The organism is Caballeronia sp. LZ028 (assembly GCF_031451415.1).
In the GTDB taxonomy this organism is placed as follows: domain Bacteria; phylum Pseudomonadota; class Gammaproteobacteria; order Burkholderiales; family Burkholderiaceae; genus Caballeronia; species Caballeronia zhejiangensis.
Genome location: NZ_JARUXN010000001.1, coordinates 3,064,531 through 3,089,975 on the forward strand (window position 1 = coordinate 3,064,531; position 25,445 = coordinate 3,089,975).

Consider the following 25,445-nt stretch of genomic DNA (forward strand, 5'->3'; position numbering starts at 1 on the left):
CGTTATTCTCCAGTCTTCGCGTCACCGCCAGCGCGACGGGGTGCGCCACGACGCGCGCCGCCCGGAGCGCCTTCACCGTCACGGCGCGGACGGCGATCGCCGCCCGGACGTGCGTTGCGGCGCGGACGCTTTTCTTCCGCCACTTCTTCCACGACCGGCGCTTCGTTGCGGCCCAGGGTATCGCCCTTGTAGACCCACACCTTCACGCCGATGATGCCGTACGTGGTCTTCGCTTCGGACGTCGCGTAGTCGATATCCGCACGCAGCGTATGGAGGGGCACGCGACCTTCGCGATACCACTCGGTACGAGCGATTTCGATACCGTTCAGACGACCCGCGCTCATGATCTTGATGCCTTGTGCACCAAGACGCATCGCGTTTTGCATCGCGCGCTTCATCGCACGGCGGAACATGATCCGGCGCTCGAGCTGCTGCGTGATGGAATCGGCGATCAGTTGCGCGTCCGTTTCCGGCTTGCGAATCTCTTCGATGTTGACGTGAACCGGAACGCCCATGCGCTTCTGCAGTTCAGCCTTCAGCGATTCGATGTCCTCGCCCTTCTTGCCGATGACAACGCCCGGACGCGAGCTGTAAATCGTGATGCGCGCGTTCTTCGCCGGACGCTCGATGACGACGCGACCAACCGAAGCGTTCTTCAGCTTCTTCTTCAGGTATTCACGAACACCGATGTCTTCCTGCAACATCGCCGCGAAATTGTTGTTGTTCGCATACCAGCGCGAAGCCCAATTGCGGCTGACGGCCAAACGGAAGCCAGTCGGATGAATTTTCTGTCCCATCGTTGGCTCCTTAATTCCCGACCGTCACAGTGATGTGACAGGATTGCTTCTCGATGCGGTTACCACGACCCTTTGCGCGTGCGGTGAAACGCTTCAGCGAAGCAGCCTTGTCGACGTAGATGCTCGTGATCTTGAGCTCGTCGATGTCGGCGCCTTCGTTGTGTTCCGCATTCGCGATCGCAGACAGCACGACCTTCTTGACGATACCCGCCGCCTTCTTCGGCGAGAACGTCAGGACGTTCAGCGCCTTGTCGACCGGCAAACCACGAATCTGGTCAGCCACAAGGCGCGTTTTCTGCGCCGAGATGCGGGCACCGCGATGAATTGCTTTCACTTCCATCTTGATTGCCCCTTATTTCTTGGCCTTCTTGTCGGCCGCGTGACCCTTGAACGTACGGGTCAGTGCGAACTCGCCAAGCTTGTGGCCGACCATGTTTTCCGTGACGTACACCGGAACGTGTTGGCGACCGTTGTGAACAGCGATCGTCAGACCGATGAAGTCCGGCAGAATCGTCGAACGACGCGACCAGGTCTTGATCGGCTTCTTGTCACGCGTCGATGCAGCCGCCTCAACCTTCTTCAGCAAATGAGCGTCGCAGAACGGACCTTTTTTAGCAGAACGTGTCATTGCCTACTCCTTAACGCTTGTGACGGCGCTGGACGATCATCGTCGTCGTGCGCTTGTTGCTGCGGGTGCGATAACCCTTCGTCGGCGTGCCCCACGGGCTCACCGGATCGCGACCTGCAGCCGTCTTACCTTCACCACCGCCGTGCGGGTGATCGACCGGGTTCATTGCAACACCACGCACCGTCGGACGGATACCGCGCCAGCGGTTCGCACCGGCCTTACCGATTTGACGGAGGCTGTGCTCTTCGTTGCCGACTTCACCGATCGTTGCGCGGCACTCGACGTGCACGCGGCGGATTTCGCCCGAACGCAGACGCACTTGAGCGTAGACGCCTTCGCGCGCCAGCAGCATTGCCGACGTACCAGCCGAACGCGCGATCTGCGCGCCCTTGCCCGGCAGCATTTCGATGCAGTGGATCGTGGTACCGACCGGGATATTGCGGATCGGCAGAGCGTTTCCTGCGCGGATCGGCGCTTCCGAACCGGACATCAGTTGCGCGCCGACCGCCACGCCCTTCGGCGCGATGATGTAGCGACGCTCGCCGTCTGCGTACAGAACCAGCGCGATGTTCGCGCTACGGTTCGGGTCGTACTCGAGACGTTCGACCTTTGCCGGAATGCCGTCCTTGTTGCGACGGAAATCGACGATACGGTAGTGCTGCTTGTGACCACCACCTTGGTGACGCGTGGTGATACGGCCGTTGTTGTTACGGCCCGCCGACTTGGATTGCGTGTCGAGCAGCGCTGCGTGCGGCTTGCCCTTGTGCAGATCCTTGTTGACGATCTTGACCATCGCGCGGCGACCCGGCGAGGTCGGCTTAACTTTCACGATTGCCATGATTACTTGGCCTCCGCTTCAAAGTTGATTTCCTGGCCGGGCTTCAGGCAGACGTACGCCTTCTTCACGTCCTTGCGCTTGCCATTGAAGCGGCCAAAGCGCTTTGCCTTGCCCTTCGTGACGAGCACGTTGACGGAATTGACTTCGACCTTGAACAGCAGCTCGACAGCAGCCTTGACTTCCTGCTTCGTGGCGTCCGGCGCGACTTCGAACACGACTTGTTCGTTCTTGTCGGCAACCAGCGTCGCCTTTTCGGAGATCACCGGCGCGAGCAGAACTTGCATCAAACGATGATCGTTTTTGCGAATCTCGCTCATGACAGCAACTCCTCGATCTGAGCGACCGCAGCCTTCGTGATCAGAACCTTCTTGAAGTAGATCAGCGAGAGCGGGTCGGCGTAACGCGGCTCGACAACCGCCACGTGGGCCAGGTTGCGCGACGCGAGGTACAGGTTTTCGTCGACCGTATCGGTGATAACCAACACGGAGTCGAGACCCATTGCCTTGAATTTTTCGGCCAGCAGCTTGGTCTTCGGGGCTTCGAGCACGAAGTCTTCGACCACGGCGATACGACCTTCGCGAGCCAACTGCGAGAAAATCGAGCGGAGACCCGCGCGATGCATCTTCTTGTTGACCTTGTGCGAGAAGTTTTCTTCCGGCGAATTCGGGAAGATACGACCACCGCCGCGCCACAACGGGCTCGACGACATACCGGCACGAGCGCGGCCCGTACCTTTCTGACGCCACGGCTTCTTGGTGGTGTGCTTGACCTGCTCGCGGTCCTTCTGCGCGCGGTTGCCGCTACGTGCGTTCGCCTGATAAGCGACGACGACCTGGTGAATCAGGGCTTCGTTGTAATCGCGACCGAACACGACGTCCGATGCGTTCACGCCAGCGCCTTCCTGACCATTGGCATTCAGGAGCTTAAGTTCCATTATTTCGCTCCTTTCACAGCACGCGTCTTGACGGCCGGGGTCACGAAGACCTTGCCGCCCTTCGCACCCGGAACAGCACCGCGGACGAGCAGCAGATTGCGCTCAGCGTCGATGCGGGCGATTTCGAGATTCTGGACCGTGACGGTCTCGTCACCGAGGTGACCGGTCATGCGCTTGCCCGGGAACACGCGGCCCGGATCCTGCGCCATACCGATCGAACCCGGAACGTTGTGCGAACGCGAGTTACCGTGCGATGCGCGGCCCGAAGCGAAGTTGTAGCGCTTGATCGTACCGGCGTAGCCCTTACCGATCGACGTGCCTTGCACGTCAACTTTCTGGCCGACTTCGAAAATATCCGTACCGACGACGGCACCATTCGACAGTTCACCTGCCTTGGCCGCATCGATATGGAATTCCTTGAGGATTTCACCGGCTTGAACGCCGGCTTTGGCGAGGTGGCCCGCCAACGGCTTCGTCACGCGCGATGCGCGGCGAGTACCGAATGCAACCTGAACGGCGGTATAACCATCCGTTTCAACGGTCTTGATCTGCGTCACGCGGTTGTCCGACACGTCCAGCACGGTGACGGGGATCGAATCCCCCTCAGGCGTGAAGATACGGGTCATGCCAACCTTGCGACCTACGAGTCCAAGGCTCATCGTTTTCTCCATTCCCAACTGCGATTGGTCGGGGCTGATTTACAAATGCCGGCTTCGTTACGAGAAACTGGGTCGGCTATTCTTGCACCACTTTCTTGCGCCTTTGCATGCGCATAGGCGCGAAAAGCCTTGGAGTATAACAAGGCTTTTCGAATCCTGCAAGCAATCAAAGACTTAGCTCCGTCTGGCACGCCAGCGGAGCTTTTGGACTTACTGCAGCTTGATTTCGACGTCGACGCCTGCCGGCAGGTCGAGCTTCATCAGCGCGTCGACGGTCTTGTCCGTCGGATCGACGATGTCCATCAGGCGCTGGTGGGTACGGATTTCGAGCTGGTCGCGCGACGTCTTGTTGACGTGCGGCGAACGCAGGATGTCAAAACGCTGAATACGCGTCGGCAGCGGCACCGGGCCACGAACGATCGCGCCAGTCCGCTTCGCCGTGTCGACGATCTCGGCTGCCGATTGATCGATCAGGCGATAGTCGAAAGCCTTCAGACGAATGCGGATTTTCTGGTTCTGCATGACGATTCCTTGAAAAGAGCGAGGCGGTATTGCACCGCACATTGGCAAAAGAGCGTGGGACTAAGCGCTCGCGGAGAGCGAACGCCCGGTCCCGGTCGATACTGCTACTGCTTTACTTCGAGTTCAATCGAGCAAGCCCGATATCTTACTCGATAATCTTCGCCACGACACCGGCGCCGACGGTACGGCCGCCTTCGCGGATTGCGAAGCGCAGACCTTCTTCCATGGCGATCGGAGCGATCAGCTTGACCGTGATCGACACGTTGTCGCCCGGCATCACCATTTCCTTGTCCTTCGGCAGCTCGATTGAGCCGGTCACGTCCGTCGTACGGAAGTAGAACTGCGGACGGTAGTTGTTGAAGAACGGCGTGTGACGGCCGCCTTCGTCCTTGCTCAGCACGTACACTTCAGCCGTGAAGTGCGTGTGCGGCGTGATCGAACCCGGCTTGGCCAGAACCTGGCCGCGCTCCACGTCTTCACGCTTCGTGCCGCGCAGCAGGATACCGACGTTGTCGCCTGCCTGACCTTGGTCGAGCAGCTTGCGGAACATTTCCACGCCCGTGCAGGTCGTCTTCACCGTCGGCTTGATACCGACGATCTCGATTTCCTCGCCGACCTTGACGATGCCGCGCTCGACGCGACCCGTCACCACCGTGCCGCGACCCGAGATCGAGAACACGTCTTCCACCGGCATCAGGAACGCGCCGTCAACTGCACGCTCCGGCGTCGGGATGTACGAATCCAGCGCGTCGGCCAGGTTCATGATCGCCACTTCGCCCAGCTCGCCCTTGTCGCCTTCCAGCGCCAGCTTGGCCGAACCCTTGATGATCGGGGTGTCGTCGCCCGGGAAGTCGTACTTCGACAGCAGTTCGCGCACTTCCATTTCGACGAGCTCGAGCAGCTCGGCGTCGTCCACCATGTCGCACTTGTTCAGGAACACGATGATGTACGGCACGCCAACCTGACGGGCCAGCAGGATGTGCTCACGCGTTTGCGGCATCGGGCCGTCAGCAGCCGAACACACCAGGATTGCGCCGTCCATCTGCGCGGCGCCCGTGATCATGTTCTTCACGTAGTCGGCGTGGCCCGGGCAGTCGACGTGTGCGTAGTGGCGGTTAGCCGTTTCGTACTCGACGTGCGCGGTGTTGATGGTAATACCGCGCGCCTTTTCTTCCGGCGCTGCGTCGATCTGGTCGTACGCCTTCGCTTCGCCGCCGAACTTCTGCGTGAGAACCGTCGTGATCGCTGCCGTCAGCGTGGTCTTGCCGTGGTCAACGTGACCGATCGTGCCCACGTTCACGTGCGGCTTGGTCCGCTCGAATTTACCTTTTGCCATGATTACCTTCGTTCAAAAGTTTGGTTATCGGTTTAAAGCTTGTGGCTTGCGCCGAATTACTTGCGGGAATTACTTACCCTTGGCGTTGATGATCGCGTCGGCGACGTTACGCGGAGCTTCAGCATAGTGCTTGAATTCCATCGTGTACGTTGCACGGCCTTGCGTCAGCGAACGCAGCGAGGTCGAGTAGCCGAACATTTCCGACAGCGGCACTTCGGCGCGGACGATCTTGCCGCCGCCAACCATGTCTTCCATGCCCTGGACGATACCGCGACGGCCCGACAAATCGCCCATCACGTTGCCCATGTAGTCTTCAGGCGTTTCGACTTCCACAGCCATCATCGGTTCGAGGATGACCGGGCTTGCCTTGCGCATTGCTTCCTTGAAGGCCATCGAACCGGCCATGCGGAACGCGTTTTCGTTCGAGTCGACGTCGTGGTACGAACCGAACGTCAGGTGAACCTTCACGTCCACAACCGGGAAGCCAGCCAGCACGCCCGACTTCAGCGTTTCCTGGATGCCCTTGTCCACTGCCGGGATGTATTCGCGCGGAATCACACCGCCCTTGATCTCGTCCAGGAACTCGTAGCCCTTGCCCTGCTCGTTCGGCTCGAGCGTGATGACCGCGTGACCGTACTGGCCGCGACCACCCGACTGCTTGACGAACTTGCCGTCGACGTCTGCCGCCGTCGTGCGGATCGTTTCGCGGTATGCAACCTGCGGCTTGCCGACGGTCGCTTCCACGTTGAATTCGCGCTTCATGCGGTCGACCAGAATTTCGAGGTGGAGCTCGCCCATGCCCGAAATGATGGTCTGGCCCGATTCTTCGTCCGTCTGGACGCGGAACGACGGGTCTTCCTGCGCGAGACGGTTCAGCGCCAGGCCCATCTTTTCCTGGTCAGCCTTCGTCTTCGGCTCGACTGCCTGCGAAATCACCGGTTCCGGGAAAATCATGCGTTCCAGAACGATCGGGTGCTGCGGATCGCACAGCGTGTCGCCCGTGGTCGCTTCCTTCAGGCCGACGGCCGCGGCGATGTCGCCCGCGCGAACTTCCTTGATTTCTTCGCGCTGGTTCGCGTGCATCTGCAGAATACGGCCCAGACGTTCCTTCTTGTCCTTGGTCGCGTTCAGCACGGTGTCACCCGAATTCACGACGCCCGAGTACACGCGGAAGAAGATCAGCTGACCGACGAACGGGTCCGTCATGATCTTGAACGCCAGCGACGAGAACTTCTCGTCGTCGGCTGCGCGACGCTCGGCCTTTTCACCGCTTTCGAGTTCGCCCGTAACCGGGGGAATGTCGACCGGCGACGGCAGGAAGTCGATCACGGCGTCGAGCATGCGCTGCACGCCCTTGTTCTTGAACGCGGTGCCGCACAGCATCGGCTGGATTTCGCACGCGATGGTCCGGTCGCGGATCGCCTTGACGATCTCCGCTTCGCTCAGCTCTTCGCCGCCGAGGTACTTTTCCATCAGCTCTTCGCTGGCTTCCGCAGCCGACTCGATCATCTTCTCGCGCCACTCGTTGCACGTGTCAACGAGTTCGGCCGGGATGTCGACGTAGTCGAACTTCGTGCCTTGCGATGCTTCGTCCCAAATGATCGCTTTCATCTTCAGGAGGTCGACGACGCCCTTGAAGTTTTCTTCAGCGCCGATCGGCACGACGACGGGAACCGGGTTCGCCTTCAGGCGGTTCTTCAGTTGGTCATAGACCTTGAAGAAGTTCGCGCCGGTACGGTCCATCTTGTTGACGAACGCGAGACGGGGAACCTTGTACTTGTTCGCCTGGCGCCACACGGTTTCCGACTGCGGCTGAACGCCGCCCACTGCGCAGTAGACCATGCACGCGCCGTCGAGAACGCGCATCGAGCGTTCCACTTCGATCGTGAAGTCGACGTGTCCCGGCGTGTCGATGATGTTGATGCGGTGCTCGGGGTAGTTGCCGCCCATGCCCTTCCAGAAGGCCGTGGTAGCAGCCGACGTGATGGTGATGCCGCGCTCCTGCTCCTGCTCCATCCAGTCCATCGTTGCTGCGCCGTCGTGAACTTCACCGATCTTGTGGTTCACGCCCGTGTAGAACAGGATGCGCTCGGTCGTCGTCGTCTTGCCGGCGTCGATGTGAGCGCTAATACCGATATTGCGGTAGCGCTCGATAGGTGTCTTGCGAGCCACTTTGGATCCTTTTTCGGTCGACGCGCCGGCGAAATACCGGCCGCGTCCTAACACAAACGGGCGAGGCGCCAAAACTAGCGCACCCGCCCTGATTTTCCGTTTGCCCGGTGAGCGGGAGCTTAGAAACGGAAGTGCGAGAATGCCTTGTTGGCTTCTGCCATGCGGTGAACTTCGTCGCGCTTCTTCATTGCGCCACCACGGCCTTCAGCCGCTTCCTGCAGTTCACCTGCGAGACGCAGGGCCATCGACTTTTCGCTGCGCTTCTTCGCGGCTTCACGCAACCAACGCATCGCCAATGCCATACGACGCGAGGGACGCACTTCGACCGGAACCTGATAGTTCGCACCACCAACGCGACGGCTCTTCACTTCGACCACCGGCTTCACGTTGTTGAGCGCAACCGTGAACACTTCCAGCGGGTCCTTGCCACCCTTGGTCTGGATCTGTTCAAAAGCGCCGTACACGATACGCTCGGCAACCGACTTCTTGCCGGAGAGCATCAGCACGTTCATGAACTTGGCTACATCTACGTTGCCGAACTTCGGATCCGGCAACACTTCCCGCTTGGGGACTTCGCGACGACGCGGCATGATTCTTCCTTTACTTTTTCAGTTGGAGCGATTCCCCGCTCCGCGGCCACCAACTAACCCGATCCATCTATTCGACTAAACCAGCTTGGCCGGGTGACCACTTACTCGATAGCACCGGCACTTCCGGCACCACCGCCTTTACCGCCTTGCGGCGACCTTGATTCGTTACTTCCGACCGGCGACTTACTTGCCAGCCTTAGCGCGCTTCGCACCGTACTTCGAGCGAGCTTGCTTACGGTCCTTGACGCCCTGGGTATCCAGCGAGCCGCGAACCATGTGGTAACGCACACCCGGCAAGTCCTTCACACGGCCGCCGCGGATCAGCACGACCGAGTGCTCTTGCAGGTTGTGGCCTTCACCGCCGATGTACGAAATGACTTCGAAGCCGTTGGTCAGGCGAACCTTGGCGACCTTACGGAGTGCCGAGTTCGGCTTCTTCGGCGTCGTCGTGTACACGCGGGTGCACACGCCGCGACGCTGCGGGCAGTCCTGCAGGGCCGGCGACTTGCTCTTCGTCGTTTCCGACGCGCGGCCTTTGCGAACCAGTTGATTGATGGTTGGCATTGTCTAATCCTAAAAATGAACAAAATCCACGCAATTCGATCGGGCAAAGCGAAAAGAATTGCGTGTTTAGCAATCTCGCCGACGATTCCCGCGCTTCGCATCCGGCACTAGGCCAGATCCGAAGACGGACCGATGACGAGAACCAAGCATGATATTCTGAAAATCGCAATCGGGTCAATACGTTGCGACGATTTCGATGGATTTTCGAGCGACGAATCTCAATCCGAACCGACGACGTCGAGCAGTTCGTCGCCGAAACGCTCCAGTTTGCGCACGCCGATGCCGGGAATATGGCGCAAGTCGTCGATCGTATCGGGGTCGCTGCGCGCGATTTCGGCGAGCGTCGCGTCGTGGAAGATGACGTAGGCGGGCACGCCGTCGCTCTTTGCGGTTTCCGCGCGCCAGGTCCGCAAGCGCTCCCAGCGCGACTTCTCGCGCGGTGACATGCCAGCGGTCGGATCCGCGCGTTCGCCCGTGCGGCTCGACGACTGCCGCGCGCGCGTCGGCTTCACGTATTTGCGCAGCGTGACGCGCTCTTCGCCCTTGAGTACTGGCTTGCTGGCATCCGTCAGAACGAGCGCGCCGAAGCCGTCGTGATCGACTGCGAGATAGCCGAACGCCACCAATTGCCGGAACACTGCGCGCCACTCGGGCTCGGACAGCGCCGCGCCGACGCCAAACGTCGAAATTTTCTCGTGGCCGCGTTGCAGGACCTTTTCGCTGCGCGTGCCGCGCAGAATGTCGATCAGGTGCCCGGCACCGAAATGGAATCCGCTCGCCCGCTGTGCGCGATACACGCACGACAGCGCCATCTGCGCCTCGCGAGTGGCATCGAAGGACGCGGGCGGCTCGATGCACGTATCGCAATTGCCGCACGGCGTGCTCGTCTCGCCGAAGTACGCGAGCAAACGCACGCGGCGGCACGTGGCCGCCTCGCAAAGTCCAAGCAGTGCATCGAGCTTGCCGGTCTGCACCCGCTTGTGGGCGTCGTCGGCGTCGGATTCGTCGATCATCTTCCGCTGCTGCACGACGTCGCCCAATCCGTAAGCCATCCACGCGTTCGCCGGCAAGCCGTCGCGGCCCGCGCGTCCGGTTTCCTGGTAGTAGCCCTCGACGCTCTTCGGCAAATCCAGATGCGCGACGAAGCGCACGTCCGGCTTGTCGATGCCCATGCCGAACGCGATGGTCGCGCACATGACGATGCCTTCCTCGCGCTGGAACATCTCCTGATGCTTCTGGCGCGTCTCGAACTCCATGCCCGCGTGATACGGCAACGCGCGGATGCCCTGGCCCTTCAGCCAGTCTGCGGTTTCCTCGACTTTGCGGCGCGACAGACAATAGACGACGCCCGCATCGGTGGTGCCATCCTTGTTCGTATGCTCCGCGCGGATGAAATCGAGCAGCTGCGAGCGCGCATTGTCCTTTTCGACGATCCGATAACGAATGTTCGGCCGATCGAAGCTCGAAACGAAGATGCGCGCGTCGTCGAGCGCGAGGCGATGCACGATTTCGTCGCGCGTGATCGCATCGGCGGTCGCGGTGAGCGCGATGCGCGGCACATCGGGAAACCGCTCGTGCAGCACGGAAAGCTGAATGTATTCAGGGCGGAAATCGTGCCCCCATTGCGAAACGCAATGTGCCTCGTCGATCGCGAAAAGACCGACCGGCGCGCTGTCGAGGAGATCGAGAAAGCGCGGTGTCATCAGGCGTTCAGGCGCGACATACAGCAAGTCGATCTCGCCGTTGCGCAGGGCGCGCTCGGTCGCGGCCGCTTCGGCGCCGGACAAGGTGGAATTGAGATACGCGGCGCGCACGCCCACCTCGGTCAGCGCGGCGACCTGATCCTGCATCAACGCGATGAGAGGCGACACGACGATGCCCGCCCCGAAACCCGCCTCGCGCCGTACCAGCGACGGTATCTGATAGCACAGCGACTTGCCGCCGCCGGTGGGCATCAGCACGAGGGAATCGCCGCCGTTCGCGACATGCTCGACGATCTCCGCCTGTTGTCCGCGAAATGCGGGATAGCCGAAGATTTCGTTGAGTATTTCGAGCGACCGGGACATGTGGAAAAGCGCGCACTGCGACGTGGGAGATAACGAATTCTACCAACGCATTAGCGCGTGAAACCGGCGTTAGCCATTCGGACGATGCCGACAGCGAAACGTGCAGACGAAAAAAAACCGCCCAGCCGAAGCTGAGCGGTTCATCGATGCTACTAGCGAGAGACGCTTACTCGTTGGTGTGCGGCTGCTGCTCCGCCGCCGGCGTTTCCGGCGTACCGAAGTCGAAAGCCTCTTCGGCCGCGATCTGGTCGAAACGCTCGCGATCCGACGATTCCTTCGCCTTGCGCGCCTTGTGGAACGCGAGACCCGTACCGGCCGGAATCAGACGGCCGACGATCACGTTTTCCTTCAGGCCACGCAGATCGTCGCGCTTGCCCATGATCGCCGCTTCGGTCAGCACGCGGGTCGTTTCCTGGAACGACGCCGCCGAGATGAACGAATCGGTCGACAGCGATGCCTTCGTGATACCGAGCAGCACGTTGTCGTACGTCGCCGGACGCTTGTCTTCCGCGATCATCTTGTCGTTCTCGTCGAGCATGTCCGAACGCTCGACTTGTTCGCCAGGAATGAAACGCGTATCGCCGTTGTCGACGATCTGCACGCGGCGCAGCATCTGACGCACGATCACTTCGATGTGCTTGTCGTTGATCTTCACGCCCTGCAGACGGTACACGTCCTGCACTTCGTCCACGATGTAGCGCGACAACGCCTCGATACCCTGCAGACGCAGGATGTCGTGCGGATCGGCAGGACCGTCGACGATCATTTCGCCCTTGTTGACGACCTGACCGTCGTGCACCAGCACCTGCTTTTCCTTCGCGATCAGGAACTCGTGCTGATTGCCCTCGAGGTCCGTGATGACGAGACGCTGCTTGCCCTTCGTGTCCTTGCCGAACGACGTCGTGCCCGTGACTTCCGCCAGAATGCCGGCGTCCTTCGGCGAGCGCGCTTCGAACAGTTCGGCCACGCGCGGCAGACCACCGGTAATGTCACGCGTCTTCTGCGCTTCAACCGGGATACGCGCCAGCACTTCACCGACCTGCACCTGCTGACCATCCTTCACGGTGATCAGTGCGCCGACCTGGAAGCCGATCTGCACCGAATGCTCGGTGTTCGGGATCTTCACTTCCTCGCCGTTCGCGTCGAGCAGCTTCACCTGCGGACGCACGCTCTTGCCAGCCTGCGAGCCACGGCGCTTCGCGTCGATCACGACCAGGGTCGAAAGACCGGTCACGTCGTCGATCTGCTTCGCGACCGTCACGCCTTCCTCGACGTTCTCGAACTTCACCGTACCGCCCCACTCGGTGATGATCGGACGCGTCAGCGGATCCCATTGAGCCAGTTGCGTACCGGCCTTGATCGCAGCGCCGTCGAGTTGCAGCAGCGTTGCGCCGTACGGAATCTTGTGACGCTCACGCTCGCGGCCGAAGTCGTCCGCGATGATCGCCTCGCCGGAACGCGAAATGACGACCTGCTCGCCCTTCGCGTTGGTGACGTAACGCATCGTGGCCGTGAAGCGCAGCGTACCGTTGCTCTTCGCTTCCACCGTCGAAGCCACCGCCGCACGCGATGCCGCACCACCGATGTGGAACGTACGCATCGTCAGCTGCGTGCCCGGCTCGCCGATCGACTGAGCAGCGATCACACCGACTGCCTCACCGACGTTCACGCGCGAACCGCGGCCCAGGTCGCGGCCGTAGCACGCGGCGCACAGGCCATAACGCGTCTCGCAGGTGAGCGGTGTGCGCACGCGCACTTCGTCGATGCCGAGGCGCTCGATTTCCTCCACCGCATCTTCGTCGAGCAGATCGCCCGAAGCGTAGATCGTTTCCTGCGTTTCCGGATTGACGACGTCCGCCACCGCGACGCGACCGAGAATACGGTCACGCAGCGCTTCGACGACTTCACCGCCTTCGACCAACGCCTTCATCGCCACGCCGTTCGACGTGCCGCAATCGTCTTCGACGACGACCAGATCCTGCGTCACGTCGACGAGACGACGCGTCAGGTAACCCGAGTTCGCGGTCTTCAACGCCGTGTCCGCCAGACCCTTACGAGCGCCGTGCGTCGAGATGAAGTACTGCAACACGTTCAGGCCTTCGCGGAAGTTCGCGGTAATCGGCGTCTCGATGATCGAGCCGTCCGGCTTCGCCATCAGGCCGCGCATACCGGCGAGCTGACGAATCTGCACCGCGGAACCACGCGCGCCCGAGTCGGCCATCATGTAGATGGAGTTGAACGACTCCTGCTTCGTTTCGTTGCCGTCGCGATCGACCACCGGCTCCGTTGCGAGCTGCTCCATCATCGCCTTGCCGACCGCTTCCGACGTTGCCGACCAGATGTCGACCACGTTGTTGTAGCGTTCCTGCGCGGTGACGAGACCCGACATGTACTGACGGTCGTATTCCTTCACCTTCTTCGCGGCGTCGCCGACGATGGTTTCCTTCTGCGGCGGCACGAGCATGTCGTCGACGCAAATCGAGATACCGGCGCGCGTTGCGAGACGGAAGCCCATTTGCATCAGCTGGTCGGCGAAGATCACCGTTTCGCGCAGACCGCACTTGCGGAACGCCGTGTTGATCAGCTGCGAAATCTGCTTCTTCTTCAGCGGCTTGTTCAGCACCGTGAACGGCAGGCCCGGCGGCAGAATCTCCGACAGGATCGAACGGCCGACGGTCGTCGCGTACAGCGAGATCTTCGGCACGAACTTCGGCGCACCTTCACTCTGGTCTTCGTTCGCCACCATTTCGGTGATACGCACGTTGACGCGCGATGCGAGTTCGACTTCCTTGTTCTCGTACGCGCGGATCACTTCCGACACGCCCGTGAACGTCATGCCTTCGCCCTTGCCGTTGATCGCTTCGCGCGACGCGTAGTACAGGCCCAGCACGATATCCTGCGACGGCACGATCGACGGATCGCCGTTGGCCGGGAACAGGACGTTGTTCGACGCCAGCATCAGCGTGCGCGCTTCCATCTGCGCTTCGAGCGACAGCGGAACGTGCACGGCCATCTGGTCGCCGTCGAAGTCGGCGTTGAACGCCGCGCAAACGAGCGGATGCAGCTGGATCGCCTTACCTTCGATCAGCACCGGCTCGAAAGCCTGAATGCCGAGACGGTGAAGAGTAGGCGCGCGGTTCAGCATCACCGGATGCTCGCGAATGACTTCTTCGAGAATGTCCCACACGACCGGCGTCTGGTTCTCGACTTCCTTCTTCGCGGCCTTGATGGTCGTCGCGACGCCCATCACTTCCAGCTTGTTGAAGATGAACGGCTTGAACAGTTCGAGCGCCATCAGCTTCGGCAGACCGCACTGATGCAGCTTGAGCGTCGGGCCGACCACGATCACCGAACGGCCCGAATAGTCCACACGCTTACCGAGCAGGTTCTGACGGAAACGACCGCCCTTACCCTTGATCATGTCAGCGAGCGACTTCAGCGGACGCTTGTTCGCGCCGGTCATCGCCTTGCCGCGACGGCCGTTGTCGAGCAGCGAATCGACGGCTTCCTGCAGCATCCGCTTTTCGTTGCGGACGATGATTTCAGGCGCCTTCAGTTCGAGCAGACGCTTCAACCGGTTGTTACGGTTGATGACGCGGCGATACAGGTCGTTCAGGTCCGACGTCGCGAAACGGCCGCCGTCCAGCGGCACGAGCGGACGCAGTTCCGGCGGCAGAACCGGCAGCACGTCGAGCACCATCCAGTCAGGCTTGATGCCCGAACGCTGGAAAGCCTCGAGCACTTTCAGGCGCTTCGCGTACTTCTTGATCTTCGCTTCGGAACCGGTGTTCTTCAGTTCCGTGCGCAGCGTCTCGACCTGTTCGTCGATGTTGATCGCGCGCAGCAGTTCGCGCACGCCTTCCGCGCCCATTTCGGCACGGAACTCGTCACCGTACTCTTCGACCTTGTTGTAGTAATCCTCTTCGGTCATGATCTGGCGCGCTTTCAGCGGCGTCATGCCCGGATCGATCACCACGTATGCTTCGAAGTACAGCACGCGCTCGATGTCGCGCAGCGTCATGTCGAGCACCATGCCCAGACGCGACGGCAGCGACTTCAGGAACCAGATGTGCGCGACCGGCGAGGCCAGTTCGATGTGGCCCATCCGTTCGCGGCGCACCTTGGCCAGCGTCACTTCGACGCCGCACTTCTCGCAGATCACGCCGCGATGCTTCAGGCGCTTGTACTTGCCGCACAGGCATTCGTAGTCCTTGATCGGACCAAAAATCTTCGCGCAGAACAGACCATCCCGCTCCGGCTTGAACGTGCGGTAATTGATGGTCTCCGGCTTCTTCACTTCGCCGAACGACCAAGAACGAATCTTGTCGGGCGACGCGAGGCCGATCTTGATCGCATCAAAAACTTCTTCTTGTTGGACTTGCTTGAATAGATCGAGCAGAGCTTTCATTGCTTTCTCTCCGTAGTCCGATTAGTTGCGGTCCAGATCGATATCAATACCGAGCGAGCGGATTTCCTTCACCAACACGTTGAAGGATTCCGGCATGCCCGCGTCGATGACGTGATCGCCCTTGACGAGGTTCTCATAAACCTTCGTCCGGCCCGTCACGTCGTCCGACTTGACCGTCAGCATTTCTTGCAGCACATACGACGCGCCATACGCCTCGAGTGCCCACACTTCCATCTCACCGAAGCGCTGACCACCGAACTGCGCCTTACCACCCAGCGGCTGCTGCGTGACGAGCGAGTACGGACCGGTCGAACGTGCGTGCATCTTGTCGTCGACCAAGTGGTGCAGCTTCAGGTAGTGCATGTAGCCGACCGTGACCGTGCGCTCGAATGCTTCGCCGGTGCGGCCGTCGTACAGGGTGACCTGGTTCTTCGACGGCGTCATGCCGAGATTCGTGGCGATGTCGTCCGGGAACGCCAGATCGAGCGCACGCGTCATTTCGTGTTCCGTCGCGCCGTCGAACACCGGCGTCGCGAACGGCACACCTTCGCGCAGGTTCTTCGCGAGTTCGAGGATCTCGTCGTCGGAGAACTTGTCCAGCTCTTCCTGACGGCCCGACTCGTTATAGATCTGCGTGAGGAACTGACGCATTTCTTCGATCTTCGCCTGACGCTGCATCATCTCGCCGATGCGCCAGCCGAGACCCTTCGCGGCCCAGCCGAGGTGCACTTCGAGAATCTGACCCACGTTCATCCGCGACGGCACGCCGAGCGGGTTCAGCACGACGTCGGCCGGACGGCCATCGGCCATGTACGGCATGTCTTCGATCGGCACGATCTTCGACACGACACCCTTGTTACCGTGACGACCCGCCATCTTGTCGCCAGGCTGCAGGCGACGCTTCACGGCGAGATACACCTTGACCATCTTCAGCACGCCCGGCGGCAGTTCGTCGCCTTGCGTGAGCTTCTTGCGCTTCTCTTCGAACGCGAGATCGAACTGGTGACGCTTCTGCTCGATCGAGTCCTTGATCGCTTCCAGCTGTGCCGCGGCTTCTTCGTCCGCGAGGCGGATGTCGAACCAGTGGTAGTGATCGAGATCTTCGAGGTACGCGAGGTCGATCTTCGTGCCCTTCGCGAGCTTCTTCGGACCGCCATTCGCGACCTTGCCGTTCAGCATGCGGGCGAGACGCGAGAACGCGTCGCCTTCCACGATGCGCAGCTGGTCGTTCAAATCGAGGCGATAACGCTTCAGTTCGTCGTCGATGATCTGTTGCGCGCGCTTGTCACGCGTGATGCCTTCGCGCGTGAACACTTGCACGTCGATGACCGTACCGCTCATGCCCGAGGGCACGCGCAGCGACGTATCCTTCACGTCCGATGCCTTCTCGCCGAAGATCGCGCGCAGCAGCTTTTCTTCCGGCGTCAGTTGGGTTTCGCCCTTCGGCGTGACCTTGCCGACCAGCACGTCGCCCGCCTCGACTTCCGCGCCGATGTACACGATGCCCGACTCATCGAGACGGCCAAGCTGCACTTCCGCGAGGTTCGAGATATCGCGCGTGATTTCTTCCGGTCCGAGCTTCGTGTCGCGAGCAACGACATTCAGTTCTTCGATGTGGATCGACGTATAGCGATCGTCCGCAACGACCTTCTCCGATATCAGAATCGAGTCTTCGAAGTTGTAGCCGTTCCACGGCATGAACGCGACCAGCATGTTCTGGCCGAGCGCGAGCTCGCCCAAATCCGTCGATGCACCGTCAGCCAGCACGTCGCCGCGCGCAACCTTGTCGCCGACCTTCGCGATCGGACGCTGGTTGATGTTCGTGTTCTGGTTCGAACGCGTGTACTTGATCAGGTTGTAGATGTCCACGCCGACGTCGCCGGCGACGGCTTCATCGTCGTTCACGCGAATCACGATACGGCCCGCGTCGACGTAATCCACCACGCCACCGCGCAGCGCCTGAACCGTCGTGCCCGAGTCGACCGCGACCGTGCGCTCGATGCCCGTACCGACGACCGGCTTTTCCGGACGAAGGCAAGGCACGGCCTGACGCTGCATGTTCGAACCCATCAACGCGCGGTTCGCGTCGTCGTGCTCGAGGAACGGGATCAGCGATGCAGCCACCGACACGATCTGCGACGGCGCCACGTCCATGTACTGGATGCGGTCCGGCGTGACCATCAGCGTTTCGCCCGCTTCACGCGACGACACGAGTTCGTCGGTCAGCGTGCCGTCTTCGCTCACGGCGGCATTCGCCTGCGCGATCACGTAGCGGCCTTCTTCGATCGCCGACAGATAGTCGATCTGATCCGTCACCTTGCTGTCCACGACCTTGCGGTACGGCGTTTCGAGGAAGCCGTACTCGTTGAGGTGCGCGTACAGAGCGAGCGAGTTGATCAGACCGATGTTCGGACCTTCCGGCGTTTCGATCGGGCACACACGGCCGTAGTGCGTCGGATGCACGTCGCGGACTTCGAAGCCCGCGCGCTCGCGCGTCAGACCGCCCGGGCCCAGTGCGGAAACGCGACGCTTGTGCGTGATTTCCGACAGCGGGTTGGTCTGGTCCATGAACTGCGAGAGCTGCGACGAACCGAAGAACTCGCGAATCGCCGACGAAATCGGCTTCGAGTTGATCAGGTCGTGCGGCATCAGGTTTTCGCTTTCGGCCTGGCCGAGGCGTTCCTTCACAGCCCGTTCGACGCGCACGAGACCCGCGCGGAACTGGTTCTCCGCGAGCTCGCCGACGCAACGCACGCGACGATTGCCGAGGTGGTCGATATCGTCCACTTCGCCCTTGCCGTTACGCAGCTCGACGAGGATCTTGATGGTCGCGAGGATGTCGTCGTCCTGCAGCGTCATCGGTCCGATGATTTCGTCACGGCCGACGCGGCGGTTGAACTTCATGCGGCCGACCTTCGACAGGTCGTACGCGTCTTCGCTGTAGAACAGACGGTTGAACAGCGCCTCGACCGCTTCTTCGGTCGGCGGCTCGCCCGGGCGCATCATGCGGTAGATCGCGATGCGCGCGGCCATCTTGTCGGCGGTTTCGTCGATACGCAGCGTCGACGAAATGTACGGACCCTGATCCAGATCGTTCGTGTAGAGCGTCTGAATGTCCTTGACCTTCGCTTCGCGCAGCTTCTCGAGAACCGTCTCCGTGATTTCTTCGTTGGCGTTCGCGATCACTTCGCCCGTTTCGGGGTCGATCACGTTCTTCGCCAGCACGCGGCCGAGCAGGTATTCCTCCGGCACCGAGATGAACTTCGTCTTGGCGTTTTCGAGGTCGCGAATGTGCTTCGCGTTGATCCGCTTGTCCTTCGTGACGATGACGTTGCCATCGCGATCCTGGATGTCGAAGCGCGCGACTTCGCCGCGCAGACGCTCAGGCACGAATTCCATTTGCGCGCCTTCGCTCATCAGCGCGAAGTTGTCGAACACGAAGAAGTTCGCGAGGATCTGCTCCGGCGACATGCCGATAGCCTTCAGCAGGATCGTGACCGGCATCTTGCGGCGACGGTCGACGCGGAAGTACAGCACGTCCTTCGGATCGAATTCGAAGTCGAGCCACGAGCCACGATAGGGAATGATACGAGCCGAGAACAGCAGCTTGCCGGAGCTGTGCGTCTTGCCCTTGTCGTGCTCGAAGAACACGCCAGGCGAACGGTGGAGCTGCGACACGATCACGCGCTCGGTACCGTTGATGACGAACGAACCCGTCGGCGTCATGAGCGGAATTTCGCCCATGTACACTTCCTGCTCCTTCACTTCCTTGACGACCGGCTTGCTCGGCGATTCCTTGTCGAGCAGAACCAGGCGCACTTTCGCGCGCAGCGCCGAGCAGTACGTCAGACCGCGCTGCTGGCATTCCTTGATGTTGAACGCGGGCGGCGACAGCATGTAGCTGACGAACTCGAGACGCGCGAAACCGTTGTGCGAGACGATCGGGAAAACAGAGCTGAACGCAGCCTGCAAGCCTTCGGACTTGCGCTGCGAGGAAGACGTGTCCGCTTGCAGAAACGTCTGGAATGATTCAAGCTGGGTCGCCAGCAAAAAGGGAACTTGGTGAACGATGGGGCGCTTCGCGAAACTCTTGCGAATACGCTTCTTCTCGGTGAAGGAATATTGCATACGATCTCCGAATCACGGCGGGCGTTACCGAGGCGGGATACCTCGATGCCACAGCCCGGTGTTCACCGACTGAGACCCGCGCAACTGTCCGGGGAGGACGCGCGAATCTAGAAGCTTGGTGGTTGGCCGCTACCAACCGCTGGCTGACGGCAGCGGATGCCTGTGTTTCCCGCTACCCGACCAAACTTGCCTTCTGCAGTCGCTTCAGAAGACAAAGAGAACAATCGGAAAATTCTGCCGTTCCGACCGTTATCTTTGGCTTCTGTGGAGACATTTGTGCTTGCTGACCAGCATACAAACTGCGTCCCCACAAAGCACAAAAAGGCCGGCGGTGAAAAACCGCCAGCCTTCGCATAGCGCAATGAAACTTACTTGATTTCAGCCTTCGCGCCAGCGTCTTCCAGCTTCTTCTTGGCTTCTTCAGCAGCAGCCTTGGGCACCGCTTCCTTGATGGGCTTCGGTGCGCCGTCAACCAGATCCTTCGCTTCCTTCAGGCCGAGACCCGTCAGTTCACGAACAGCCTTAATGACGGAAACCTTGTTCGCGCCTGCTTCGAGCAGGTTCACGGTGAACTCCGTCTGCTCTTCAGCAGCAGCAGCGGCGCCACCGGCACCTGCGGGCCCAGCAACTGCGACAGCAGCAGCCGACACGCCAAACTTCTCTTCGAACGCCTTGACCAGCTCGTTCAGTTCCAGCACCGACATCGAGCCAACGGCTTCGAGGATGTCTTCTTTTGCGATTGCCATGTGAAATACTCCTAGATTGAATTCGGATCGAGCTAGCGATCTAGCTTTGCCTAACTTAAGCGACTAGCGCCCAAGCGCGGTCGTTACACAGCTTCGCCCTGCTTCTTTTCAGCCAGCGCGGCCAGAGCGCGCGCAAAGCCGGAAACAGGTGCCTGCATGACGAACAGCAACTTGGAGAGCAGTTCTTCGCGGCTCGGGATGTTGGCCAGCGCTTGCACGCCTGCCTTGTCCATCACGTTGCCTTCGTAGGAACCAGCCTTGATGATCAACTTGTCATTGCTCTTGCCGAAGTCGTTGACGACCTTGGCAGCGGCAATGGCATCTTCCGAGATGCCGTAGATCAGAGGACCGGTCATCTGCTCAGCCAGCGGAGCGAACGGCGTACCTTCGACGGCGCGACGCGCCAGCGTGTTCTTCAACACGCGCAGATACACCTGTTGCTCACGCGCTTTCGCGCGCAGCTTGGTCAGATCGCCAACCGTGATCCCACGATACTCAGCGAGCACCATCGTCTGAGCCTTCGCGACTTGCGCGGCGACTTCAGCGACGACTGCCTGCTTATCTTCTTTGTTCAGTGGCACGGTTAAACCTCCAGATTCGATGCACTCGGGCGAACTACCCTCATGCACCACGTTCAACAACGGCGTCCGACTGTTAGGAGTATTTCGATCGATTGGTGAGACGTCTCACGACGCTCGATAACCGACTTCAACCACTGCAAAACTGTTTCGGGTTCGCCATCTGCGTTGGCTTGAATTAAGGCAATGCCTGCCTGCTGCACCGCCACCAACGGTCTTTGACAACCGGTTGCTCAATCGAAACTGCAATCTTGCAACCGCCCAAAGCCCATATGAAGCGCGGTCATCTGACCGCGCTCGAAATTCTTACTGTTGCGCCAGCGTGGCTTGATCCACGCGAACGCCGACACCCATCGTGCTCGACACAGCGATCTTGCGCAGGTACACGCCCTTGCTGGTCGCCGGCTTCGCCTTTTGCAGCGCTTCGATCAGCGCCGACAGGTTCTGACGCAGCGATGCCGGCTCGAACGATGCGCGACCGATCGTGCCGTGGATGATACCGGCCTTGTCTACGCGGAACTGAACCTGACCCGCCTTCGCGTTCTTGACCGCTTGAGCGACGTCCGGCGTAACCGTACCGACCTTCGGGTTCGGCATCAGACCACGCGGACCGAGGATCTGACCCAGCGTACCGACGACACGCATCGTGTCCGGCGAAGCGATCACGACGTCGAAATTCAGATTGCCGGCCTTGACTTGCTCGGCCAGGTCTTCCATGCCGACCACGTCTGCGCCAGCTGCGCGAGCCTGTTCAGCCTTGTCGCCTTGCGCGAACACTGCGACGCGAACCGACTTGCCGGTACCAGCCGGCAGAACCACGGAGCCGCGAACCACCTGATCCGACTTCTTCGCGTCGATGCCGAGCTGCACTGCAACGTCGATCGACTCGTCGAACTTGGCGCTCGCGCATTCCTTCACGAGAGCCAGCGCGTCGTCGATCGCGTACAGCTTCTGACGATCAACCTTGTTCGCAAATGCCTGAAGGCGCTTAGAAAGCTTAGCCATTTACACGCCCTCCACAGTGATGCCCATCGAACGCGCGCTGCCGGCGATCGTACGCACGGCTGCATCCAGATCAGCTGCCGTAAGATCCGGCATCTTGGTCTTCGCGATTTCTTCCGCTTGAGCGCGGGTGATGTTGCCGACCTTGTCGGTGTGCGGCTTGCTCGAACCCTTCTGCACTGCGGCCGCCTTCTTGATCAGAACGGTAGCCGGCGGCGTCTTCATGATGAAGGTGAAGCTCTTGTCCGCGAATGCCGTAATGACGACCGGCACCGGTAGACCCGGCTCCATGCCCTGAGTCTGCGCGTTGAACGCCTTGCAGAACTCCATGATGTTCAGGCCACGCTGGCCCAGTGCCGGTCCGACCGGCGGCGACGGGTTGGCTTTACCTGCAGGAATCTGCAGCTTGATAAAGCCGATGATTTTCTTTGCCATGTTGAAAACCTCTGCTGAACGCGTGAGCGTTCGGTGAGTGATAGCGCGCGTTCGACGTTGCCGACTACTGACGCTCCTCAACGGTCATGACGCGGACCGTAAGCGCGAATCGCGCGATGGCCCGAAAGCCACGCGCGATGTATTCGATTAAAGCTTCTCGACCTGACCGAACTCGAGTTCGACCGGCGTCGAACGCCCGAAAATCGTGACAGAAACACGCACTCGGGACTTTTCGTAATTCACTTCTTCGACGTTGCCATTGAAGTCGGTGAACGGACCTTCCTTCACGCGGACCATCTCGCCGACTTCGAAGAGCGTCTTCGGCCGCGGCTTCTCGACGCCTTCCTGCATCTGCGACATGATCTTTTCGACTTCACGTGGCGAGATGGGACTCGGGCGATTGCGCGCACCACCAACGAAACCCGTTACTTTGGCCGTGTTCTTGACCAGATGCCACGTTTCGTCCGTCATTTCCATTTCGACCAGGACGTAACCCGGGAAGAAACGACGCTCGGTGACCGATTTGTGGCCGCCCTTTACTTCAACAACTTCTTCGGTCGGGACAAGAATCTGACCGAATTGATCTTGCATGCCTGCGCGCTCGATGCGCTCCTGAAGCGCACGTTGCACGCTCTTCTCCATGCCGGAGTAGGCGTGCACCACATACCAACGCTTTCCACTCGGGGATGTCGGAGTATCGCTCATATCATTTCCAACCCAGAATCGCCGAGAAAATCACCCATTCGATCGACTTATCGCTAAGCCAAAGGAAGATGGCCATGATCAGAACAAACGCGAAGACCACCAGGGTCGTTTGCGTGGCCTCTTTGCGAGTCGGCCAGACAACCTTGCGGACTTCCTTGTACGAGTCTTTGGCAAAAGCGATGAAACCCTTGCCCGGCGCAGAGAGCAGACCGACTGCGACACCCGCGATGACACCAACAGCAAGCGCTGCGCCGCGGACGTACCATTCTTGGCCCGAGAGCCAGAAGAATCCAACGAACCCGGCCAAGACCAACAATACGCCCGCCACCAACATCAACTTGTCGCCGGAAGTATTTACAGTTTCGACGGAAGGATTCGCCATAACACCTTAAACAGCGCCACTTGGCGCGAGAATTTTGGCAGGGGCAGAGGGAATCGAACCCCCAACCTTCGGTTTTGGAGACCGACGCTCTGCCAGTTGAGCTATACCCCTAAACCATTTGGGGTCGACGGACATTGCCGACCCCGAAACCACTAACTACCGAGAAGATTTCTGGCTCTTACTCGATAATCTTCGCCACGACACCGGCGCCGACGGTACGGCCGCCTTCGCGGATTGCGAAGCGCAGGCCTTCTTCCATGGCGATCGGAGCGATCAGCTTGACCGTGATCGACACGTTGTCGCCCGGCATCACCATTTCCTTGTCCTTCGGCAGCTCGATCGAGCCGGTCACGTCCGTCGTACGGAAGTAGAACTGCGGACGGTAGTTGTTGAAGAACGGCGTGTGACGGCCGCCTTCGTCCTTGCTCAGCACGTACACTTCAGCCGTGAAGTGCGTGTGCGGCGTGATCGAACCCGGCTTGGCCAGAACCTGGCCGCGCTCCACGTCTTCACGCTTCGTGCCGCGCAGCAGGATACCGACGTTGTCGCCTGCCTGACCTTGGTCGAGCAGCTTGCGGAACATTTCCACGCCCGTGCAGGTCGTCTTCACCGTCGGCTTGATACCGACGATCTCGATTTCCTCGCCGACCTTGACGATGCCGCGCTCGACGCGACCCGTCACCACCGTGCCGCGACCCGAGATCGAGAACACGTCTTCCACCGGCATCAGGAACGCGCCGTCAACTGCACGCTCCGGCGTCGGGATGTACGAATCCAGCGCGTCGGCCAGGTTCATGATCGCCACTTCGCCCAGCTCGCCCTTGTCGCCTTCCAGCGCCAGCTTGGCCGAACCCTTGATGATCGGGGTGTCGTCGCCCGGGAAGTCGTACTTCGACAGCAGTTCGCGCACTTCCATTTCGACGAGCTCGAGCAGCTCGGCGTCGTCCACCATGTCGCACTTGTTCAGGAACACGATGATGTACGGCACGCCAACCTGACGGGCCAGCAGGATGTGCTCACGCGTTTGCGGCATCGGGCCGTCAGCAGCCGAACACACCAGGATTGCGCCGTCCATCTGCGCGGCGCCCGTGATCATGTTCTTCACGTAGTCGGCGTGGCCCGGGCAGTCGACGTGTGCGTAGTGGCGGTTAGCCGTTTCGTACTCGACGTGCGCGGTGTTGATGGTAATACCGCGCGCCTTTTCTTCCGGCGCTGCGTCGATCTGGTCGTACGCCTTCGCTTCGCCGCCGAACTTCTGCGTGAGAACCGTCGTGATCGCTGCCGTCAGCGTGGTCTTGCCGTGGTCAACGTGACCGATCGTGCCCACGTTCACGTGCGGCTTGGTCCGCTCGAATTTACCTTTGGCCATTTTCGACTCCTAACAGGATTTTCGCACCTTGCGCCGCGCGCAACTTACTAGACTGATACAGCTGGTGCCCATGGGCAGGATCGAACTGCCGACCTCTCCCTTACCAAGGGAGTGCTCTACCACTGAGCCACATGGGCACTACAAAATCGACACTGGAGCGGGTGAAGGGAATCGAACCCTCGTCGTAAGCTTGGAAGGCTTCTGCTCTACCATTGAGCTACACCCGCGAGGGCTGGATTCCCTTACCGCTTGAATTCTGGTGGAGGAGGTTGGATTCGAACCAACGTAGGCGTAAGCCAACAGATTTACAGTCTGCCCCCTTTAGCCACTCGGGCACCCCTCCGCAGAGAACTATCGATTATGGGGTAACAACACGCCGTTGTCAAGCGTTTCTTACGACCCGAAAAATTCGAGGCTCTCACTTATAGGTGAGACGAAAAACGCAAAAAGCCCCAACTCGTTGGAGTTGGGGCTTTCGCTTGCTTTCAGCATGAGGAGCCTGACGATTACCTACTTTCACACGGGTATCCGCACTATCATCGGCGTGGAGTCGTTTCACGGTCCTGTTCGGGATGGGAAGGGGTGG

General features: G+C 60.3%; 22 protein-coding genes and 4 tRNA genes. All 26 read right to left on the reverse strand.

Annotated elements, in window-relative coordinates:
* Positions 1–2 precede the first annotated feature (2 nt).
* The 26 genes from rpsC to QCE58_RS14650 all read right to left on the reverse strand — a co-directional run bounded on the left by rpsC (position 3) and on the right by QCE58_RS14650 (position 25,202).
* Positions 3–797: a 30S ribosomal protein S3 gene (gene rpsC / locus QCE58_RS14525; protein ID WP_008343851.1), complete on the reverse strand. Its 795-nt coding sequence runs from the start codon at positions 795–797 to the stop codon at positions 3–5.
* 10 nt (positions 798–807) lie between these two features.
* Positions 808–1,137 carry a 50S ribosomal protein L22 gene (rplV, locus tag QCE58_RS14530; RefSeq protein ID WP_007730533.1) on the reverse strand — a complete coding sequence of 110 codons (330 nt, stop codon included), beginning with the start codon at positions 1,135–1,137 and terminating at the stop codon, positions 808–810.
* 12 nt (positions 1,138–1,149) lie between these two features.
* Positions 1,150–1,425 carry a 30S ribosomal protein S19 gene (rpsS, locus tag QCE58_RS14535; RefSeq protein WP_008343850.1) on the reverse strand — a complete coding sequence of 92 codons (276 nt, stop codon included), beginning with the start codon at positions 1,423–1,425 and terminating at the stop codon, positions 1,150–1,152.
* Between the two features lie 10 nt (positions 1,426–1,435).
* The gene (rplB, locus tag QCE58_RS14540) at positions 1,436–2,263 is read right to left on the reverse strand and encodes a 50S ribosomal protein L2 (protein WP_008343849.1); all 828 of its coding nucleotides are present in this window, start codon (positions 2,261–2,263) and stop codon (positions 1,436–1,438) included.
* A gap of 2 nt (positions 2,264–2,265) precedes the next feature.
* Positions 2,266–2,580, reverse strand: coding sequence for a 50S ribosomal protein L23 (gene rplW, locus QCE58_RS14545; protein WP_008343846.1), 315 nt, complete (start codon positions 2,578–2,580; stop codon positions 2,266–2,268).
* The gene (gene rplD / locus QCE58_RS14550) at positions 2,577–3,197 is read right to left on the reverse strand and encodes a 50S ribosomal protein L4 (RefSeq protein WP_008343845.1); all 621 of its coding nucleotides are present in this window, start codon (positions 3,195–3,197) and stop codon (positions 2,577–2,579) included. The genes rplW and rplD overlap by 4 nt, the downstream gene beginning before the upstream one ends.
* Positions 3,197–3,856: a 50S ribosomal protein L3 gene (rplC, locus tag QCE58_RS14555; RefSeq protein ID WP_008343843.1), complete on the reverse strand. Its 660-nt coding sequence runs from the start codon at positions 3,854–3,856 to the stop codon at positions 3,197–3,199. Before rplC ends, rplD begins: the two co-directional genes overlap by 1 nt.
* Before the next feature lie 210 nt (positions 3,857–4,066).
* Positions 4,067–4,378 carry a 30S ribosomal protein S10 gene (rpsJ, locus tag QCE58_RS14560; RefSeq protein ID WP_006998489.1) on the reverse strand — a complete coding sequence of 104 codons (312 nt, stop codon included), beginning with the start codon at positions 4,376–4,378 and terminating at the stop codon, positions 4,067–4,069.
* Positions 4,379–4,523: 145 nt separating this feature from the next.
* The gene (tuf, locus tag QCE58_RS14565) at positions 4,524–5,714 is read right to left on the reverse strand and encodes an elongation factor Tu (protein WP_008343820.1); all 1,191 of its coding nucleotides are present in this window, start codon (positions 5,712–5,714) and stop codon (positions 4,524–4,526) included.
* A 69-nt stretch (positions 5,715–5,783) separates the two neighbouring features.
* A complete protein-coding gene (gene fusA, locus QCE58_RS14570; RefSeq protein WP_008343818.1) occupies positions 5,784–7,886 on the reverse strand; it encodes an elongation factor G in 2,103 nt (700 codons plus the stop codon).
* 119 nt (positions 7,887–8,005) lie between these two features.
* Positions 8,006–8,476: a 30S ribosomal protein S7 gene (gene rpsG, locus QCE58_RS14575; RefSeq protein WP_008343817.1), complete on the reverse strand. Its 471-nt coding sequence runs from the start codon at positions 8,474–8,476 to the stop codon at positions 8,006–8,008.
* A gap of 183 nt (positions 8,477–8,659) precedes the next feature.
* A complete protein-coding gene (gene rpsL, locus QCE58_RS14580) occupies positions 8,660–9,040 on the reverse strand; it encodes a 30S ribosomal protein S12 (RefSeq protein WP_006998493.1) in 381 nt (126 codons plus the stop codon).
* Between the two features lie 218 nt (positions 9,041–9,258).
* Positions 9,259–11,106, reverse strand: coding sequence for a DNA helicase RecQ (gene recQ, locus QCE58_RS14585; protein WP_008343806.1), 1,848 nt, complete (start codon positions 11,104–11,106; stop codon positions 9,259–9,261).
* Between the two features lie 166 nt (positions 11,107–11,272).
* Positions 11,273–15,514, reverse strand: coding sequence for a DNA-directed RNA polymerase subunit beta' (gene rpoC / locus QCE58_RS14590; protein WP_008343805.1), 4,242 nt, complete (start codon positions 15,512–15,514; stop codon positions 11,273–11,275).
* 21 nt (positions 15,515–15,535) lie between these two features.
* Positions 15,536–19,642, reverse strand: coding sequence for a DNA-directed RNA polymerase subunit beta (gene rpoB, locus QCE58_RS14595; protein WP_008343804.1), 4,107 nt, complete (start codon positions 19,640–19,642; stop codon positions 15,536–15,538).
* A 368-nt stretch (positions 19,643–20,010) separates the two neighbouring features.
* The gene (gene rplL / locus QCE58_RS14600; RefSeq protein WP_008343803.1) at positions 20,011–20,388 is read right to left on the reverse strand and encodes a 50S ribosomal protein L7/L12; all 378 of its coding nucleotides are present in this window, start codon (positions 20,386–20,388) and stop codon (positions 20,011–20,013) included.
* Between the two features lie 83 nt (positions 20,389–20,471).
* Positions 20,472–20,969 (reverse strand): 50S ribosomal protein L10, encoded by a 498-nt coding sequence (gene rplJ, locus QCE58_RS14605; protein ID WP_008343799.1) that lies wholly within the window; start codon positions 20,967–20,969, stop codon positions 20,472–20,474.
* 303 nt (positions 20,970–21,272) lie between these two features.
* On the reverse strand, positions 21,273–21,971 hold the full coding sequence (gene rplA / locus QCE58_RS14610) for a 50S ribosomal protein L1 (RefSeq protein ID WP_008343797.1): 699 nt from the start codon (positions 21,969–21,971) through the stop codon (positions 21,273–21,275).
* Entirely contained in the window at positions 21,972–22,403 is a 432-nt protein-coding gene (gene rplK / locus QCE58_RS14615) for a 50S ribosomal protein L11 (RefSeq protein WP_008343796.1), read from the reverse strand.
* Positions 22,404–22,550: 147 nt separating this feature from the next.
* Positions 22,551–23,108 carry a transcription termination/antitermination protein NusG gene (gene nusG / locus QCE58_RS14620; RefSeq protein ID WP_014192489.1) on the reverse strand — a complete coding sequence of 186 codons (558 nt, stop codon included), beginning with the start codon at positions 23,106–23,108 and terminating at the stop codon, positions 22,551–22,553.
* A gap of 1 nt (position 23,109) precedes the next feature.
* Positions 23,110–23,490: a preprotein translocase subunit SecE gene (secE, locus tag QCE58_RS14625; RefSeq protein WP_008343790.1), complete on the reverse strand. Its 381-nt coding sequence runs from the start codon at positions 23,488–23,490 to the stop codon at positions 23,110–23,112.
* A 35-nt stretch (positions 23,491–23,525) separates the two neighbouring features.
* Positions 23,526–23,601, reverse strand: a tRNA-Trp gene (locus QCE58_RS14630).
* A gap of 67 nt (positions 23,602–23,668) precedes the next feature.
* Entirely contained in the window at positions 23,669–24,859 is a 1,191-nt protein-coding gene (gene tuf / locus QCE58_RS14635) for an elongation factor Tu (RefSeq protein WP_008343820.1), read from the reverse strand.
* A 62-nt stretch (positions 24,860–24,921) separates the two neighbouring features.
* Positions 24,922–24,996 (reverse strand) — tRNA-Thr (locus tag QCE58_RS14640).
* Between the two features lie 16 nt (positions 24,997–25,012).
* Positions 25,013–25,086: transfer RNA gene (locus QCE58_RS14645), tRNA-Gly, on the reverse strand.
* Positions 25,087–25,116: 30 nt separating this feature from the next.
* Positions 25,117–25,202 (reverse strand) — tRNA-Tyr (locus QCE58_RS14650).
* Positions 25,203–25,445 lie beyond the last annotated feature (243 nt).

Excerpts from the sequence above, each read along its gene's own strand:
- rplB (WP_008343849.1), bottom strand. The coding sequence starts at position 2,263 with ATGGCAATCGTGAAAGTTAAGCCGACCTCGCCGGGTCGCCGCGCGATG.
- rpsC (WP_008343851.1), bottom strand. The coding sequence starts at position 797 with ATGGGACAGAAAATTCATCCGACTGGCTTCCGTTTGGCCGTCAGCCGC.
- rplV (WP_007730533.1), bottom strand. The coding sequence starts at position 1,137 with ATGGAAGTGAAAGCAATTCATCGCGGTGCCCGCATCTCGGCGCAGAAA.
- rplD (WP_008343845.1), bottom strand. The coding sequence starts at position 3,197 with ATGGAACTTAAGCTCCTGAATGCCAATGGTCAGGAAGGCGCTGGCGTG.
- rpoB (WP_008343804.1), bottom strand. The coding sequence starts at position 19,642 with ATGCAATATTCCTTCACCGAGAAGAAGCGTATTCGCAAGAGTTTCGCG.
- rplW (WP_008343846.1), bottom strand. The coding sequence starts at position 2,580 with ATGAGCGAGATTCGCAAAAACGATCATCGTTTGATGCAAGTTCTGCTC.
- recQ (WP_008343806.1), bottom strand. The coding sequence starts at position 11,106 with ATGTCCCGGTCGCTCGAAATACTCAACGAAATCTTCGGCTATCCCGCA.
- rpsG (WP_008343817.1), bottom strand. The coding sequence starts at position 8,476 with ATGCCGCGTCGTCGCGAAGTCCCCAAGCGGGAAGTGTTGCCGGATCCG.
- rplK (WP_008343796.1), bottom strand. The coding sequence starts at position 22,403 with ATGGCAAAGAAAATCATCGGCTTTATCAAGCTGCAGATTCCTGCAGGT.
- rplC (WP_008343843.1), bottom strand. The coding sequence starts at position 3,856 with ATGAGCCTTGGACTCGTAGGTCGCAAGGTTGGCATGACCCGTATCTTC.
- secE (WP_008343790.1), bottom strand. The coding sequence starts at position 23,490 with ATGGCGAATCCTTCCGTCGAAACTGTAAATACTTCCGGCGACAAGTTG.
- tuf (WP_008343820.1), bottom strand. The coding sequence starts at position 5,714 with ATGGCAAAAGGTAAATTCGAGCGGACCAAGCCGCACGTGAACGTGGGC.
- rpsJ (WP_006998489.1), bottom strand. The coding sequence starts at position 4,378 with ATGCAGAACCAGAAAATCCGCATTCGTCTGAAGGCTTTCGACTATCGC.
- rpsL (WP_006998493.1), bottom strand. The coding sequence starts at position 9,040 with ATGCCAACCATCAATCAACTGGTTCGCAAAGGCCGCGCGTCGGAAACG.
- rplA (WP_008343797.1), bottom strand. The coding sequence starts at position 21,971 with ATGGCTAAGCTTTCTAAGCGCCTTCAGGCATTTGCGAACAAGGTTGAT.
- rpsS (WP_008343850.1), bottom strand. The coding sequence starts at position 1,425 with ATGACACGTTCTGCTAAAAAAGGTCCGTTCTGCGACGCTCATTTGCTG.
- rplL (WP_008343803.1), bottom strand. The coding sequence starts at position 20,388 with ATGGCAATCGCAAAAGAAGACATCCTCGAAGCCGTTGGCTCGATGTCG.
- rpoC (WP_008343805.1), bottom strand. The coding sequence starts at position 15,514 with ATGAAAGCTCTGCTCGATCTATTCAAGCAAGTCCAACAAGAAGAAGTT.
- nusG (WP_014192489.1), bottom strand. The coding sequence starts at position 23,108 with ATGAGCGATACTCCGACATCCCCGAGTGGAAAGCGTTGGTATGTGGTG.
- tuf (WP_008343820.1), bottom strand. The coding sequence starts at position 24,859 with ATGGCCAAAGGTAAATTCGAGCGGACCAAGCCGCACGTGAACGTGGGC.